10 protein-coding genes are annotated in these 13,468 nt (G+C 73.0%); 4 read left to right on the top strand and 6 right to left on the bottom strand.

The features are described 5' to 3' along the window. Nucleotides 1–119: 119 nt before the first annotated feature. From ACGFYY_RS41770 to ACGFYY_RS41745, 6 genes are all read right to left on the bottom strand, one after another. Nucleotides 120–1,451 (bottom strand): LLM class flavin-dependent oxidoreductase, encoded by a 1,332-nt coding sequence (locus ACGFYY_RS41770; protein ID WP_393717788.1) that lies wholly within the window; start codon nucleotides 1,449–1,451, stop codon nucleotides 120–122. Nucleotides 1,452–1,540: 89 nt separating this feature from the next. Continuing rightward, entirely contained in the window at nucleotides 1,541–2,602 is a 1,062-nt protein-coding gene (locus ACGFYY_RS41765) for an ABC transporter permease (RefSeq protein WP_393717786.1), read from the bottom strand. After that, complete coding sequence (locus tag ACGFYY_RS41760; RefSeq protein WP_393717784.1) at nucleotides 2,599–3,429, bottom strand: ABC transporter ATP-binding protein; 831 nt, start codon at nucleotides 3,427–3,429, stop codon at nucleotides 2,599–2,601. Before ACGFYY_RS41760 ends, ACGFYY_RS41765 begins: the two co-directional genes overlap by 4 nt. Before the next feature lie 6 nt (nucleotides 3,430–3,435). Beyond that, nucleotides 3,436–4,470 carry an ABC transporter substrate-binding protein gene (locus ACGFYY_RS41755; protein WP_393717782.1) on the bottom strand — a complete coding sequence of 345 codons (1,035 nt, stop codon included), beginning with the start codon at nucleotides 4,468–4,470 and terminating at the stop codon, nucleotides 3,436–3,438. Between the two features lie 41 nt (nucleotides 4,471–4,511). After that, nucleotides 4,512–5,087, bottom strand: coding sequence for an NADPH-dependent FMN reductase (ssuE, locus tag ACGFYY_RS41750; protein ID WP_393717780.1), 576 nt, complete (start codon nucleotides 5,085–5,087; stop codon nucleotides 4,512–4,514). 42 nt (nucleotides 5,088–5,129) lie between these two features. Then, on the bottom strand, nucleotides 5,130–6,110 hold the full coding sequence (locus ACGFYY_RS41745) for a TauD/TfdA dioxygenase family protein (RefSeq protein ID WP_393717778.1): 981 nt from the start codon (nucleotides 6,108–6,110) through the stop codon (nucleotides 5,130–5,132). A 948-nt stretch (nucleotides 6,111–7,058) separates the two neighbouring features. Between ACGFYY_RS41745 and ACGFYY_RS41740 the strand changes: the two genes are divergently transcribed. Genes ACGFYY_RS41740 through meaB form a run of 4 tightly spaced genes read left to right on the top strand, consistent with a single transcriptional unit; the run spans nucleotide 7,059 to nucleotide 13,332 of the window. Next, on the top strand, nucleotides 7,059–8,300 hold the full coding sequence (locus ACGFYY_RS41740; protein ID WP_393717790.1) for an ROK family protein: 1,242 nt from the start codon (nucleotides 7,059–7,061) through the stop codon (nucleotides 8,298–8,300). Beyond that, nucleotides 8,284–10,149, top strand: a complete 1,866-nt coding sequence (locus ACGFYY_RS41735) for a methylmalonyl-CoA mutase family protein (RefSeq protein ID WP_393717776.1) — start codon at nucleotides 8,284–8,286, stop codon at nucleotides 10,147–10,149. The genes ACGFYY_RS41740 and ACGFYY_RS41735 overlap by 17 nt, the downstream gene beginning before the upstream one ends. Then, nucleotides 10,146–12,332, top strand: coding sequence for a methylmalonyl-CoA mutase (scpA, locus tag ACGFYY_RS41730; RefSeq protein WP_393717774.1), 2,187 nt, complete (start codon nucleotides 10,146–10,148; stop codon nucleotides 12,330–12,332). The genes ACGFYY_RS41735 and scpA overlap by 4 nt, the downstream gene beginning before the upstream one ends. A gap of 10 nt (nucleotides 12,333–12,342) precedes the next feature. Then, nucleotides 12,343–13,332 (top strand): methylmalonyl Co-A mutase-associated GTPase MeaB, encoded by a 990-nt coding sequence (gene meaB, locus ACGFYY_RS41725; RefSeq protein ID WP_393717772.1) that lies wholly within the window; start codon nucleotides 12,343–12,345, stop codon nucleotides 13,330–13,332. Nucleotides 13,333–13,468: the final 136 nt, after the last annotated feature.

Here is a 13,468-nt window from a genome sequence, read left to right as displayed (position 1 = left end):
CCCCCCCCCCCCCCCCCCCCCCCCCCCCCCCCCCCCCCCCCCCCCCCCCCCCCCCCCCCCCCCCCCCCCCCCCCCCCCCCCCCCCCCCCCCCGCCGACGTCGGTCGGTGCCGTGCCCGGTCAGACGCTCGCCCTGGTGTGCCGGTTGACCGGCCGGGCGAGGCCGTAGTTCTCGCGGAGGGTGGCGCCGGTGTACTCGGTGCGGAAGAGACCGCGCCGCTGCAGGATCGGCACGACGTGGTCGACGAAGGCCGTGAGTCCGGTGGGCAGGACCGGCGCCATGATGTTGAAGCCGTCGGCGGCGCCCTGGGTGAACCACTCCTCGAGCTGGTCGGCGATCTGCTCGGGGGTACCGGCGAAGACGCGGTGGCCGCGGCCCGCGCCCAGGCGGGCGATCAGCCGGCGCAGGGTCAGGCCCTCGCGCCGGGCCAGTTCGGCGACCAGGGTGAAGCGGCTCTTGTTGCCGTTGATGTCCCGCTCCTCCGGCAGGTCTGGGAGCGGGCCGTCCAGCGGCAGTCCGGTGAGGTCCACGTTCAGCATGCCGGAGAGCTGGGCGAGGCCGTACTCGGGCACCTGGAGGTCGGTGAGCTGCTGCTCCAAGGCCTTCGCCTCCGCCTCGGTGGACCCGATGACGGGGGCGATGCCGGGCAGGACGAGCAGGTCGCTCTCGGCGCGCCCGTAGGTGGCGAGGCGGGACTTGAGGTCCTTGTAGAAGGTCTGGCCGTCGGCGAGGGTCTGCTGGGCGGTGAACACGGCCTCGGCGTACTGCGCGGCGAACTCCTTCCCGTCCTCGGAGGAACCGGCCTGCACGAGCAGCGGGTAGCCCTGTGGGGAGCGCGGGACGTTGAGCGGCCCGGCGACGCCGAAGTGCTCGCCGCGGTGGGCGGCAGGGTGCAGCTTGTCGGTGTCGGCGTAGACGCCGCGCTCCTTGTCGAGGACGATCGCGTCGTCCTCCCAGCTGTCCCAGAGCTTGGTGGCGACGTCGAGGAACTCGCGGGCCCGCTCGTAGCGGAGGTGGTGCTCCAGGTGCTCGTCGCGGTTGAAGTTGCGGGCCTCGTCGACGGTGCCGGAGGTGACGATGTTCCAGCCGGCCCGGCCACCGCTGATGTGGTCGAGGGAGGCGAACTTGCGGGCCAGGTTGTAGGGCTCGTTGAAGGTCGTGGAGACGGTGGCGATGAGCCCGATGTGCTCGGTGACGGCGGCGATGGCGGAGAGCAGGGTGAGCGGCTCGAATCCGCCGAGGGCGTTGTGGCGGGCCTTGCCCCAGAGCGCGACCCCGTCGGCGAAGAAGATGGAGTCGAGCAGTCCGCGCTCGGCGGTGCGGGCCAGGTCCTGGAAGTACCGCAGGTCGGTGATGAGCTCGGGACGGCTGTCGGGGTGGCGCCAGGCGGCGTCGTGGTGACCGGCGTTCATCAGGAAGGCGTTGAGATGGAGGGTGCGGTTCGCGGTCATGGCTGTTCCCTGTGTTCGGTGGCGTTGCGTGCTGTGGCGGGCCCGGACGGCGCGGGCGTCAGGCGGGGCGGCGCGGACGCGCCGGGCGCTCAGGCGGGGACGCGCCAGGTGCTCAGGCGGCGTTCGATCGTGACCAGCAGCTGGTTGAAGGCCACGCCGACGGCGGAGATGGTGATGATGCCCGCGTACATCTGCGGGATCGCGAAGTTGTACTGCGAGGCGTTGATCAGGTAGCCGAGGCCCGCCTTGGCGCCGATCATCTCGGCGGCCACCAGGACCAGGATGGAGACCGAGCCGGCCAGCCGGATGCCGGTGAAGACGGCCGGTACGGAGGACGGCAGGATCACCTTCTGGAAGAGCCTCGGGGTGGAAAGGTCCATCGAGCGGGCCAGTCTGACCAGGGTCGGATCGGCGTTGCCCACCGCGCTGATGGTGTTCAGCAGGACCGGCCAGAGGCAGGCGTAGACGACGATCGAGACCTTCGACGTCTCCCCGATGCCGAGCAGCAGCACGAAGACCGGGAGCAGGGCCAGCGCGGCGGTGTTGCGGAACACCTCCAGCAGCGGGCCGAGGAACGCGGCCACCGGCCGGTACCAGCCGATGAGCAGGCCGAGCGGGACCGCGACGACGACGGCGATGGCGAAGCCGCCGAACGAGCGGGCGAGGCTGGCCCGGGTGTGCTGCCCGAGCTGGCCGTTGCCCAGGAGGTCCCACCAGGCCGTGGCGACCTCGCTGACCGGCGGGAGGAAGGTGGCGTCGACCAGGCCGAGGCGGGGCGCGGTCTCCCAGAGGAGGAGCAGGGCGACAAGGGCCGCCGAGCGCAGGGCGGTGGCGCGCAGCCACCGGCCGAGTGCCCCGGCGACCTCGCGGACCCGGGACGGGGTGCGGTCGCTGAGGGCGGTGGCCCGACCGGTGCCCGGGGAGGCGGGGTCCTCCGCCGCGGGTACGGCGTCGGCTCGGGGGGCGGGTACGGCGTCGGCTCCGGGGGCGGGTACGGCGTGCGCTCGGGTGGCGGGCGCGGTCCGCGTACCGCCCCGGTCGACGGGGGCGGGAGCCGCAGTCGCCGCGGGAGCCGTGTCCTCGCGTACGGCCTCGCGTACCGCCTGCCGGTCGGCCGGGGCATCGGCGGGGGTGGTGATGTCGGTGGTCATACGGTGGCCTCCTCCTTCTCCAGTTGCTGGGCGCGGGCCACCTCGTCGTGGAGCAGGGTCCAGATCTCGTGGCGATAGCGGGCGAACTCGGGGCTGGAGCGCAGGTCCTCGCCCTGGAAACCGTCGCCGCGGACGCCGAAGGAAACCGGGACGATCTCCTTGACGCGACCGGGGCGGGACGTCATGACGGCCACCTTCTGTCCGAGGTAGACCGCCTCCTCGATGCCGTGCGTGATGAAGACGACGGTCTTTCCGGTGCGCTGCCAGATGCGTCGCAGCTCGTCCTGGAGGGATTCGCGGGTCTGCGCGTCGAGGGCGGCGAACGGCTCGTCCATCAGCAGTACGTCCGGGTCGTACGCCAGCGAGCGGGCGATGGCCACGCGCTGGCGCATACCGCCGGAGAGTTCGTGCGGGTGCCGGTCCTCGAAACCGGTGAGGCCGACGAGGTCCAGGAACTCCCGGGCCCTCGCACTCCGTTCACGGCGCGGGACGCCGGTCGCCTCCAGGCCGAACTCCACGTTGCCGAGCGCCGTGCGCCAGGGCAGGAGGGCGTACTGCTGGAAGACGATGCCCCGGTCCAGGCCCGGTCCGGTGATCGGTTTCCCGTCGAGCAGGATCCGTCCGGACGTCGGGCGGGTCAGCCCGCCGAGCAGGTCCAGGAGGGTGGACTTGCCGCAGCCGCTGGGGCCCACGACCACCACGAACTCCCCCGCCTCGATCTCCAGGTCGATGCCGTCGAGTGCGGTGAACCGCTCCGTGTTCCTCTTGTTCTTCTTGACCTTCGTCGGGAAGGTCTTGGTCACTTCCTCGAACACGATCTTGGTCATGGTGGATCAGCCCTTCCCGAACCCGTTGAACTCGTTCGTGTAGAGGTCGGCCGGCTTCAGCTGTCCCTGCTTGATGTCGCCGCGCTCGCCGAGCCAGTCCAGCCAGAGCTGGAACTCCTTGTCCTCGATCCGGCCGCCCTGCTCGGCGACCCCGTACGAGCGCCAGTACTGGAGGGTGGCGGTGTCCTCGTTGCGGCCGCGCTTCTTGACGATCTCGGTCTGCCGGGCGATGACCTCCTCGCGCGGAGTGGTGCGGGCCCATTCGATGGCCTTGGCCACGCCGGTCACGAAGGTCCGCGCCGTGTCCGGGTTCTGCTTGATGAAGCGCTCGGTCATGATGTAGGAGCCGGCGCTGAACTTGCCGAGCAGGTCGAAGTCGCTGAACAGCGGTCTGATCCCACCGGCCGCCACGGCCTTGTCGCGCAGGATCCCGCCCAGCACGCCGACGTCGATCTGCTTCTGGCGCAGCACCTGGTCGGTGTTGACGGGCGGCACGACGAGCGACTCGACCTTGGACGAGTCGGCCTTGGCGAGGCCGTTGCGGCTCAGGTAGATGTCGAGGACGGCCTGGGAATGCGCGCCCAGGGTGTTCATGCCGACCTTCTTGCCGAGGAGGTCGCGGGCGGAGCGGATCGGGCTGTCCTCCAGCACGTAGTAGCCGCTGTACGACTGCTCGTCGACGCCGTAGTAGGAGATGACGGCCTTGATGGGGGCCTTGCTGGAGGCGAGTTTGACGATCGCGCCGTTGAAGGCGCCGCCGAAGTGGGTCTGGCCGGTGGCGGCGGACTGGATGTCCTGCGGTCCGCTGATGGTGTTGCCGACCCACTCCAGTTTCAGATCATCCAAGTAGCCGAGATCCGCTGCGAGTTCGGGGAGCGTGACGGCTCCGACCGAGCCCTGGTACTTCAGGGTCTTGATCTGCGCGCCCGAACCGCCGCCGCCCGCGGTGGCCGTGCCGCAGCTCACCGCGGCCGCCGAGATGCCGAGCAGGGCGAGGAACTGGCGTCGGGAGGTGGTGGTCGAGGTGAACGCTGCGGGCATGACGGTTCCTTGTCGGTGCGGGTCGCGTGGTGGTGGCGGTGTTACGGGGTGGCGGTGAGGGCGGCGGCGCTGACGGTGGCGGCGGGGGGCACGGAGCGCAGTGCGGCGGCGAACTCGTCGACGGCCTGGTAGAGGTCCAGTTCGGCCTCGGGCCGCAGCCGGTCGGGGCCGGATCCGCGCTCGACGGAGGAGTCCAGGACGAACCGGCCGGCGGTGACGTGCCGGGCGCCGAGGGCGGCGAGCACGGGTCGCAGGGCGTAGTCGATGGTCAGCACGTGGGCGAGGCTGCCGCCGGTGGCCAGCGGCAGGACGGTCTTCCCGTCGAGGCCGTCCTGCGGGAGCAGGTCGAGGAAGGCCTTGAGCAGTCCGGTGTACGAGGCCTTGTAGACCGGGGTCGCGATGACCAGGCCGTCGGCCTGGGCGACGGCCTCGAGCGCGCGGCGGATCTCGGGTTCGCCGCGGCGGGCGGCCAGGAGGTCGGCGGCGGGGAGCTCACGCACGGACAGGTGCGCGGTCTCGAAGCCGGAGTGGGACAGGCGGCGCACCACGTGGTCGGTGACGACGGCGGTACGGGAGTGGGCGGACGGGCTGCCGGTGAGGGCGAGCAGGTGGGGCACGGGGGCTCCTTGGGAGTCGTACGGGGAGCGGTGGCGTGTGGGTCAGGCGGTGGTGGCGGCGGGAGCGGCTGTGCGGGCGGCCGTGGAGGCACCGGAGGCGATGCCGAAGGCCGGGTCCGGGACGGCCTCCGGGCTGATCAGGCGGGAGGGCTCACCATCGGGGCCGACCGGGACGTCGCCGTCGACGGTGACCCGGCGCAGGGTGCGCTCGTGGTCGTCGGAGTCGTCCACCCCGTAGTGCTGGGTGGCGCGGTTGTCCCAGATCGCGACGTCGCCGGCCCGCCACTGCCAACGGATGGTGTTCTCGGGGCTCTCGATGTGCGACTGGAAGAGGTCCCGCAGGGCTCGGGAGTCCCGGCCGGTGAGGCCGTTGATCCGCTGGACGAAGTTGCCGAGGAGCAGGGTGCGCTCGCCGGTCTCGGGGTGGACGCGGACCACCGGGTGCTCGGTGAGGAACTTGGTGGAGGTGAACACCTCGCGGTACTGGGCCAGGGCCTCGGGCAGGGCGTCGGGCTTGAGTGCGGCGTAGTCGTACTCGTTGGAATGGACGGCGCGCAGGCTGTCGGCGAGGGTGCGCAGCGGTGCGGGGAGGTTGCTGTAGGCGGTGGCGGTGTTGGCCCAGAGGGTGTTGCCGCCGTACGGGGGGATGGTGACGGCGCGAAGGATGGAGAAGGCGGGGTAGGCGGGGACGAAGGTGACGTCGGTGTGCCACTGGTTGGCGCGGGCTCCGTGGTGGGAGTCGATGCCGAGGGCGTAACGGCCGTCCGCGGAGGGGACGGTGGGGTGCGCGACGGGTGAGCCGAGCCGTTGGGCGAAGGCCTCGTGAGCGGCCTCGTCGAGGTGGTCCTGGCCGCGGAAGAAGACGACCTTGTGGGCGAGGAGGGCGGCCCGGATGTCGGCGACGGTGCCGTCGGGCAGGTCGCCGCCGAGCCGCACGCCGCCGATCTCGGCTCCGATGCGACCGCCGATCTTGGTGACGGTGACGGTGGTGGTGGCGTCGGTGGTGGCAGTGGCAGTGGCCATAAGGACTCCCAGGTGTGGGCCGCGGGGGTTATTTCCGCAGCGGAAGAAACGGCGCGACGGGGGCGCCGAGCGGTACGGGTGCGGGGGCGGGTGACGACCACGGGTACGGGTCGTGGAAACGGGTGGCGCGGAACCGCGGCTCACCGACCGGGGCGCCCGGAGGTCCCCGGGCCCGGGACGAGACCTGCCCGACGAGGCTCACCGGCGGGTGGTGCCGGGTGGGGCACCACCCCTGGGGGTGCCCCACCCGGACAGGGGCGGACCGGGCGGGCGCGGTGCGGGCGGACCGGCGGGGGCGGCCCCACGGGGCGCCGCCGGCGCGGAACCGACCCGGTCGGGCCGGTCGCCGGACCGGCGAGGTCAGGCGCTCAGGCCCGGCTGCGGGCCGGACAGCGGCCCGGACACGCGCCCGGCTCGATACAGAGGCCGGTGGTGAGGAGCCGCGGGGCGAGGAGTTCGTTCGCGGACATGTCCCGGAGCGTGTCAGCGGCCCCGGCCGTGGTCAACCCCCGTCCGTGGCCACCGGACGCGCTCCCCGCCGGACCGCGGTCGCCCCCGACGCACCCCTACGACCTGCGCTTTCCCTCGTACGCCGAGCCGCGCACCACCCCACCCCGACGGCCGAAAAGCGTGGCCGGATTTCATGGCCCCGCAATGCGGCCGCCACGCGTTCGCCGGGATCGACCCGGTTCTCCGTCCGCTCCGCCGGGGTGCGTCCGAAGGTCCCGGCCTGCGGCGAGGCCTGGCGGGCGCACGCCCGCCGCGTCGTCACCTCTCGCCGCCACGCCGGCACCGCTCGCGGCCACGCCCCACCGCGCGCATCGTGGCGGCGGGAGCCGAGTCGTCCCGCCGAGTCGTCCCGCCGAGTCGTCCCGCCGAACCCCCCGCAGGGGAAGCGGCATGATCGGGGGACACACCCCAGCTCCCCGAGGAGACCGCGTGACGCGTATGGCCGGTGACAGCCGGGCCGCCGCCAATGCCGCCACCGTGCTGCGGACGGTGCTCGACCACGGGCCGGTCGCGCGCAGTGCGATCGCCCCGCTGTGCGGGCTGAGTCCGGCCGCCGTGTCCCGGCAGACCACCGGGCTGCTCCACGCCGGGCTGCTGCGCGAGCTGCCCGGGCCGGGCGGCGGCGTGGGCAGACCGCGGATCCCGCTGGACCTGCACACCGGGGCCGTCGGCGGGCCGGTCGCCGCCGGACTGCACATCGGGGTGCCGCACTCGACCTTCAGCCTCGTCGATCTGCGCGGGCGGCTGCTCGCCCGGCGGGCCTTTCCGCACGAGGGGCGCCCGACGGACGGGCTGTCCGCCGAGATCGCCGTCGAACTGCGTCGCTTCCTCGACGCCTACGACTCGGGGCTGCCGCTCCTCGGCGTCGGCGTGGCCCTGGGCGGATGGGTCGACCCGGACGAGGGGATCGTCGTACGGCACCCCGCGCTGGGCTGGACCCGCAAGCCGCTCGCCGCCGAGCTGTCCGCCGCGCTCGGGCTGCCGGTGCGGGTCGACAACCACGCCCGGGCCGTCGCGCGGGCCGAGATCCTCTTCGGCCGGCTCGAGGCCCGCCGGAGCCTGGTGCACCTGTTCGTCGGCCGGGTCGTCGACGCCGCCTTCGGCATCGAGGGGACCGTGCACCAGGGGCCGGGCGCCGCGGCGGGTGATGTGGCCCATCTGCCGGTGCCGCGCTCGCAGGTCCCGTGCGTGTGCGGACGTACCGGCTGCCTGGAGGCGACCGCGTCCGACACCGCGCTCGGCGCCGAGGCCGTGCGCCGGGGCATCGTGCCGGACCCTTCGGTGAACCTGCTGGTGGACGCGGCCGCCACCGGCGATCCGCGCGCCGACCTGCTGCTGCGCGAGCGGGCCCGCGCCGTGGGCCGCGCGGCGGCTCTTCTGTTGGATGTCTTCAATCCGGCGGTCATGGTCGTGACCGAGTCGGCGAGCGTCCTGGACGAGGGATACCTGGAGGAGATCCGGGGGGCCGCGATGGAGCTCTCGCACGTCTGCGACGATCCCGAGCGGATCGTCGTACCGCACGCCGGTCCTGCCGTGCTTCCCGAGGCGGCCGCAACCGTGCTGCTCAGCCGGGTGTTCCAGGACCCCTTCGGTCAGGCCCGAGAGGGGGAGATCACACCCACCGGTATGGTGCCACTTGAGCGTGCTCCCCTACATTCGAGCCATGACGGTCCTGCCTGACGACGGGCTCTCCCTGGCCGCCGAGTTCCCTGACGCGACGCATGAGCAGTGGCAGCGCCTTGTAGAAGGCGTACTGCGCAAGTCGGGCAAGGAAGTCTCCGGCGAGGCCGCAGAAGACGCGTTGTCCACCCCAATCGAGGACGGGCTCACCACGCGCCCGCTGTACACCGCGCCGCCCGACGGGGCGGCTCCCGACACCGGTTTCCCCGGATTCGCCCCGTTCGTCCGCGGGGGCAGGCCGGAAGGCACCACCGCGAACGGCTGGGACGTGCGCCAGCGCCTCGCGGGTACCGATCCGGTACGCGTGAACGAGGCGGCCCTCGCCGATCTGGAGAACGGGGTCACCTCGCTCTGGCTCACCGTGGGCCGGGGCGGTCTCCCGGTCGAGGGCCTCGCCCGGGTCCTGGACGGGGTCTACCTGGACCTCGCCCCCATCACCCTGGACGCCGGAGCCCAATACGCCGAGGCCGCGCGCGCGTTGCTGCGCCTGTTCACCGAGAGCGCGGTGGCCCCCGAGGCCGCTCGGGCCTCGCTGGGCGCCGACCCGCTGGGCCACGAGGCCCGCACGGGTGAGGCACTGGACGCGGCCGACGCCGTCGCGCTGGCCGTGGAGGCCGCCGCCGGTTGGCCCGGGGTGCGCGCCCTGACCGTGGACGCACTGCCGTACCACGAGGCCGGTGGCAGCGCCGCCGAGGAGCTGGGCCTGTCCCTGGCCACCGGTGTCGCCTATCTGCGCGCCCTCACCGAGGCCGGGCTGAGCACCGAAGCGGCGCTCGGCCAGCTGGAGTTCCGCTACGCCGCCACCGCGGACCAGTTCCTCACCATCGCCAAGCTGCGCGCCGCGCGCCGACTGTGGGCCCGTATCGCCGAGGCCTCGGGGGCCCCGGAGGCGGGTGCCCAGCTCCAGCACGCCGTCACCTCGCCGGTGATGATGACCCGCCGCGACCCCTGGGTGAACATGCTGCGCACGACCGTGGCCTGCATGGCCGCGGGTGTGGGCGGCGCGGACTCGGTGACCGTGCTCCCCTTCGACAACGAGCTGGGCCTGCCGGACGCCTTCGCGCGCCGGATCGCCCGCAACACCTCCACCATCCTGCTGGAGGAGTCGCACCTGGCCCGGGTGATCGACCCGGCCGGCGGCTCGTACTACGTGGAACGTCTCACCGACGAACTGGCCCACGCCGCCTGGGGGTTCTTCCAGACCCTGGAGAAGGCCGGCGGCCAGGCCGCCGCCCTGCGTTCCGGGCTGGTCGCCGAGCGGCTCGCCGCCACCTGGGCCGCGCGCTCCAAGAAGCTGGCGAAGCGGCGCGAGCCGATCACGGGCGTCAGCGAGTTCCCGCTGCTGGCGGAGAAGCCCGTCGTCCGCGAGCCCGCGCCCGCCGCCCCCACCGGCGGACTGCCGCGCGTACGGCGCGACGAGGCCTACGAGGCCCTGCGGGCCCGTAGCGACGCGCACCTGGCGGCGACCGGCGCCCGCCCGAGGATCTTCCTCGCCGCGCTGGGCCCGGCGGCCGCGCACACCGCGCGCGCCACCTTCGCCTCGAACCTGTTCCAGGCGGGCGGTGTCGAGTCCGTGCACGACCCGGTGTCGGTGGATGCGGCGACGGCCGCCGAGGCGTACGCCGCGAGCGGCGCCGACGGCATGGCCGTGCTCTGCTCCAGCGACGCGCTGTACGAGGAGCAGGCCGCGGCGGTGTCCGAGGCGCTGCGCGCGGCGGGCGCCACGACCGTCTTCCTCGCCGGCCGGCCGGGCACCGCAGAGGCTTCCGTGGACGAGTACGTCTTCGCCGGCTGTGACGCCGTCGCCGTGCTGTCCTCCGTACTCGACCGGATGGGAGTGCCGTCTTGAGCATCCCCGATTTCTCCGAGCTGGCGCTCGACCCCACATCCTCCGCCCGGGTGACCGAGGAGCAGTGGCGCGCCTCGGTGAAGGAGTCCACCGGCAGCGCGGCCGCCGACCTGCTGTGGGAGACGCCCGAGGGCATCGGCGTCAAGCCGCTGTACACCGGGCGGGACGTGGAGGGCCTGGACTTCCTGCGGACGTACCCGGGCGTGGCCCCGTACCTGCGCGGCCCGTACCCGACGATGTACGTCAACCAGCCCTGGACGATCCGGCAGTACGCCGGTTTCTCCACGGCCGAGGAGTCGAACGCCTTCTACCGGCGCAATCTGGCGTCCGGCCAGAAGGGTCTGTCGGTGGCCTTCGACCTGCCGACGCACCGCGGCTACGACAGCGACCACCCGCGCGTGACCGGCGACGTCGGCATGGCGGGCGTGGCGATCGACTCGATCTACGACATGCGGCAGCTGTTCGACGGGATCCCGTTGGACAAGATGTCGGTGTCGATGACGATGAACGGCGCGGTGCTGCCCGTCCTCGCGCTCTACATCGTGGCGGCGGAGGAGCAGGGCGTCTCCCCCGACAAGCTCGCCGGGACCATCCAGAACGACATCCTCAAGGAGTTCATGGTCCGCAACACCTACATCTATCCGCCCAAGCCCTCGATGCGGATCATCTCCGACATCTTCGCGTTCACCTCGCAGAAGATGCCCCGGTACAACTCGATCTCCATCTCCGGCTACCACATCCAGGAGGCCGGAGCCACGGCCGACCTGGAGCTGGCGTACACCCTCGCGGACGGTGTGGAGTACCTGCGGGCCGGGCAGGCCGTCGGGCTGGACGTGGACGCGTTCGCGCCGCGCCTGTCGTTCTTCTGGGCGATCGGCATGAACTTCTTCATGGAGGTCGCGAAGCTGCGCGCGGCCCGCCTGCTGTGGGCGCGGCTGGTCAAGCAGTTCGACCCGAAGAACGCCAAGTCGCTGTCGCTGCGCACGCATTCGCAGACCTCGGGCTGGTCGCTGACCGCGCAGGACGTCTTCAACAACGTGACGCGCACCTGCATCGAGGCGATGGCCGCGACCCAGGGGCACACCCAGTCGCTGCACACCAACGCCCTCGACGAGGCGCTCGCGCTGCCGACGGACTTCTCGGCGCGCATCGCCCGCAACACCCAGCTGCTGCTGCAGCAGGAGTCGGGGACCTGCCGGTCGATCGACCCGTGGGGCGGCAGCGCGTACGTCGAGAAGCTGACGTACGACCTGGCGCGGCGGGCCTGGCAGCACATCGAGGAGGTCGAGGCGGCCGGCGGCATGGCGCAGGCCATCGACGCGGGCATCCCGAAGCTGCGCGTGGAGGAGGCCGCGGCGCGTACGCAGGCGCGGATCGACTCCGGCCGGCAGCCGGTGATCGGCGTCAACAAGTACCGCGTGGAGAACGACGAGGCGATCGACGTCCTCAAGGTCGACAACTCCTCGGTGCGCGCGCAGCAGATCGCCAAGCTGCGGCGGCTGCGCGAGGAGCGGGACGAGGCGGTCACGCAGGACACGCTGCGGGCGCTGACGAACGCGGCCGAGCGCGGTGACGGCAACCTGCTGGCCCTGGCGGTGGACGCGGCGCGCGCCAAGGCGACCGTGGGTGAGATCTCGGACGCACTGGAGAAGGTGTACGGGCGGCACGCGAGCCAGATCCGTACGATCGCGGGCGTGTACCGAAACGAAGCGGGCGAGTCCCCGTCGGTGGAGCGCACCCGTGCGCTGGTGGACCGGTTCGAGGAGGCGGAGGGTCGCCGTCCGCGCATCCTGGTCGCCAAGATGGGCCAGGACGGGCACGACCGCGGCCAGAAGGTGATCGCGACGGCGTTCGCCGACCTGGGCTTCGACGTGGACGTCGGCCCGCTGTTCCAGACCCCGGCGGAGGTGGCCCGCCAGGCCGTCGAGGCGGACGTCCACGTGGTAGGCGTGTCGTCGCTGGCGGCCGGTCACCTGACCCTCGTACCGGCGCTGCGCGAGCAGCTGGCGGAGGAGGGCCGCGAGGACATCATGATCGTCGTGGGTGGGGTGATCCCGCCCGCCGATGTCCCGACGCTGCTGGAGATGGGCGCCACGGCGGTGTTCCCGCCGGGCACGGTGATCCCGGACGCGGCCCACGACCTGGTGACGCGGCTGGCCGCGGACCTGGGCCACGAGCTGTAGGCGGGCGCCGGTGCCGAAGATCGACATCGAGGCCTACACGAAGGGGGTGCTCGACGGGAAGCGCGCGTTCATCGCACGCGCGATCACTCTCGTCGAGTCCACCCTCCCCGCTCACCGGGCGCTCGCGCAGGGCCTGTTGACGGAGCTGCTGCCGCACGCCGGCCGGGCCCGGCGGATCGGCATCAGCGGGGTGCCGGGGGTGGGCAAGTCCACCTTCATCGACGCGTTCGGCACGATGCTGACGGGGCTCGGCCACCGGGTGGCGGTGCTCGCGGTGGACCCGTCGTCGACGCGTACGGGCGGCTCCATCCTGGGCGACAAGACCCGGATGGAGCGGCTGTCGGTGGACCCGGCGGCCTTCGTGCGGCCGTCGCCGTCGGCGGGCACGCTGGGCGGGGTCGCCAAGGCCACCCGCGAGTCGATGATCGTGATGGAGGCGGCGGGCTACGACGTGGTCCTCGTCGAGACCGTCGGCGTGGGCCAGTCGGAGACCACGGTGGCGGGGATGGTGGACTCCTTCCTGCTGCTCTCCCTGGCCCGTACGGGCGACCAGTTGCAGGGCATCAAGAAGGGTGTCCTGGAGCTGGCCGACGTCCTGGCGGTGAACAAGGCGGACGGCCCGCACGAGCGCGACGCGAAGGCCGCGGCCCGGGAACTGTCGGGCGCGCTGCGCCTGATGCACCCGGTGGACGCGGCGTGGACCCCGCCGGTGCTGACGTGCAGCGCGCGGGAGTCGAGCGGGCTGGACGAGGTGTGGAGCCGGCTGGAGCAGCACCGGACCCTGCTGGAGGCGGGGGGCCGGCTGACGGCGAAGCGGGCGGCGCAGCAGGTGGAGTGGACCTGGTCGATGGTCCGCGACGAACTGCTGGAACGCCTACGGGCGGATCCGACGGTACGGGAACTCGCGCCGGACCTGGAGTCCGCGGTCCGGGCGGGCACGGTGACCCCGACGTCGGCGGCGGACCGCATCCTGGCGGCGTTCGGGAACGCGGGAAGCTGAGGCGGGCCGGGGGGGGGCCCCCCGGGGGCCCCCCCCCCGGGGGCCCCCCCCCCCCCGGCGCCCCGCCCCCCCCCCCCGGCGCGCGGCGGGGGGGGGGGGGGTGGGCGGGGGTGGGGGGCGGGGGGGGGGGCGGGCG

It is taken from the genome of Streptomyces sp. NPDC048331 (genome assembly GCF_043201215.1).
Classification (GTDB): Bacteria; Actinomycetota; Actinomycetes; order Streptomycetales; family Streptomycetaceae; genus Streptomyces.
Note: the sequence above shows the minus strand (reverse complement) of the source record. Positions and strands in the feature narration are given on the sequence as shown.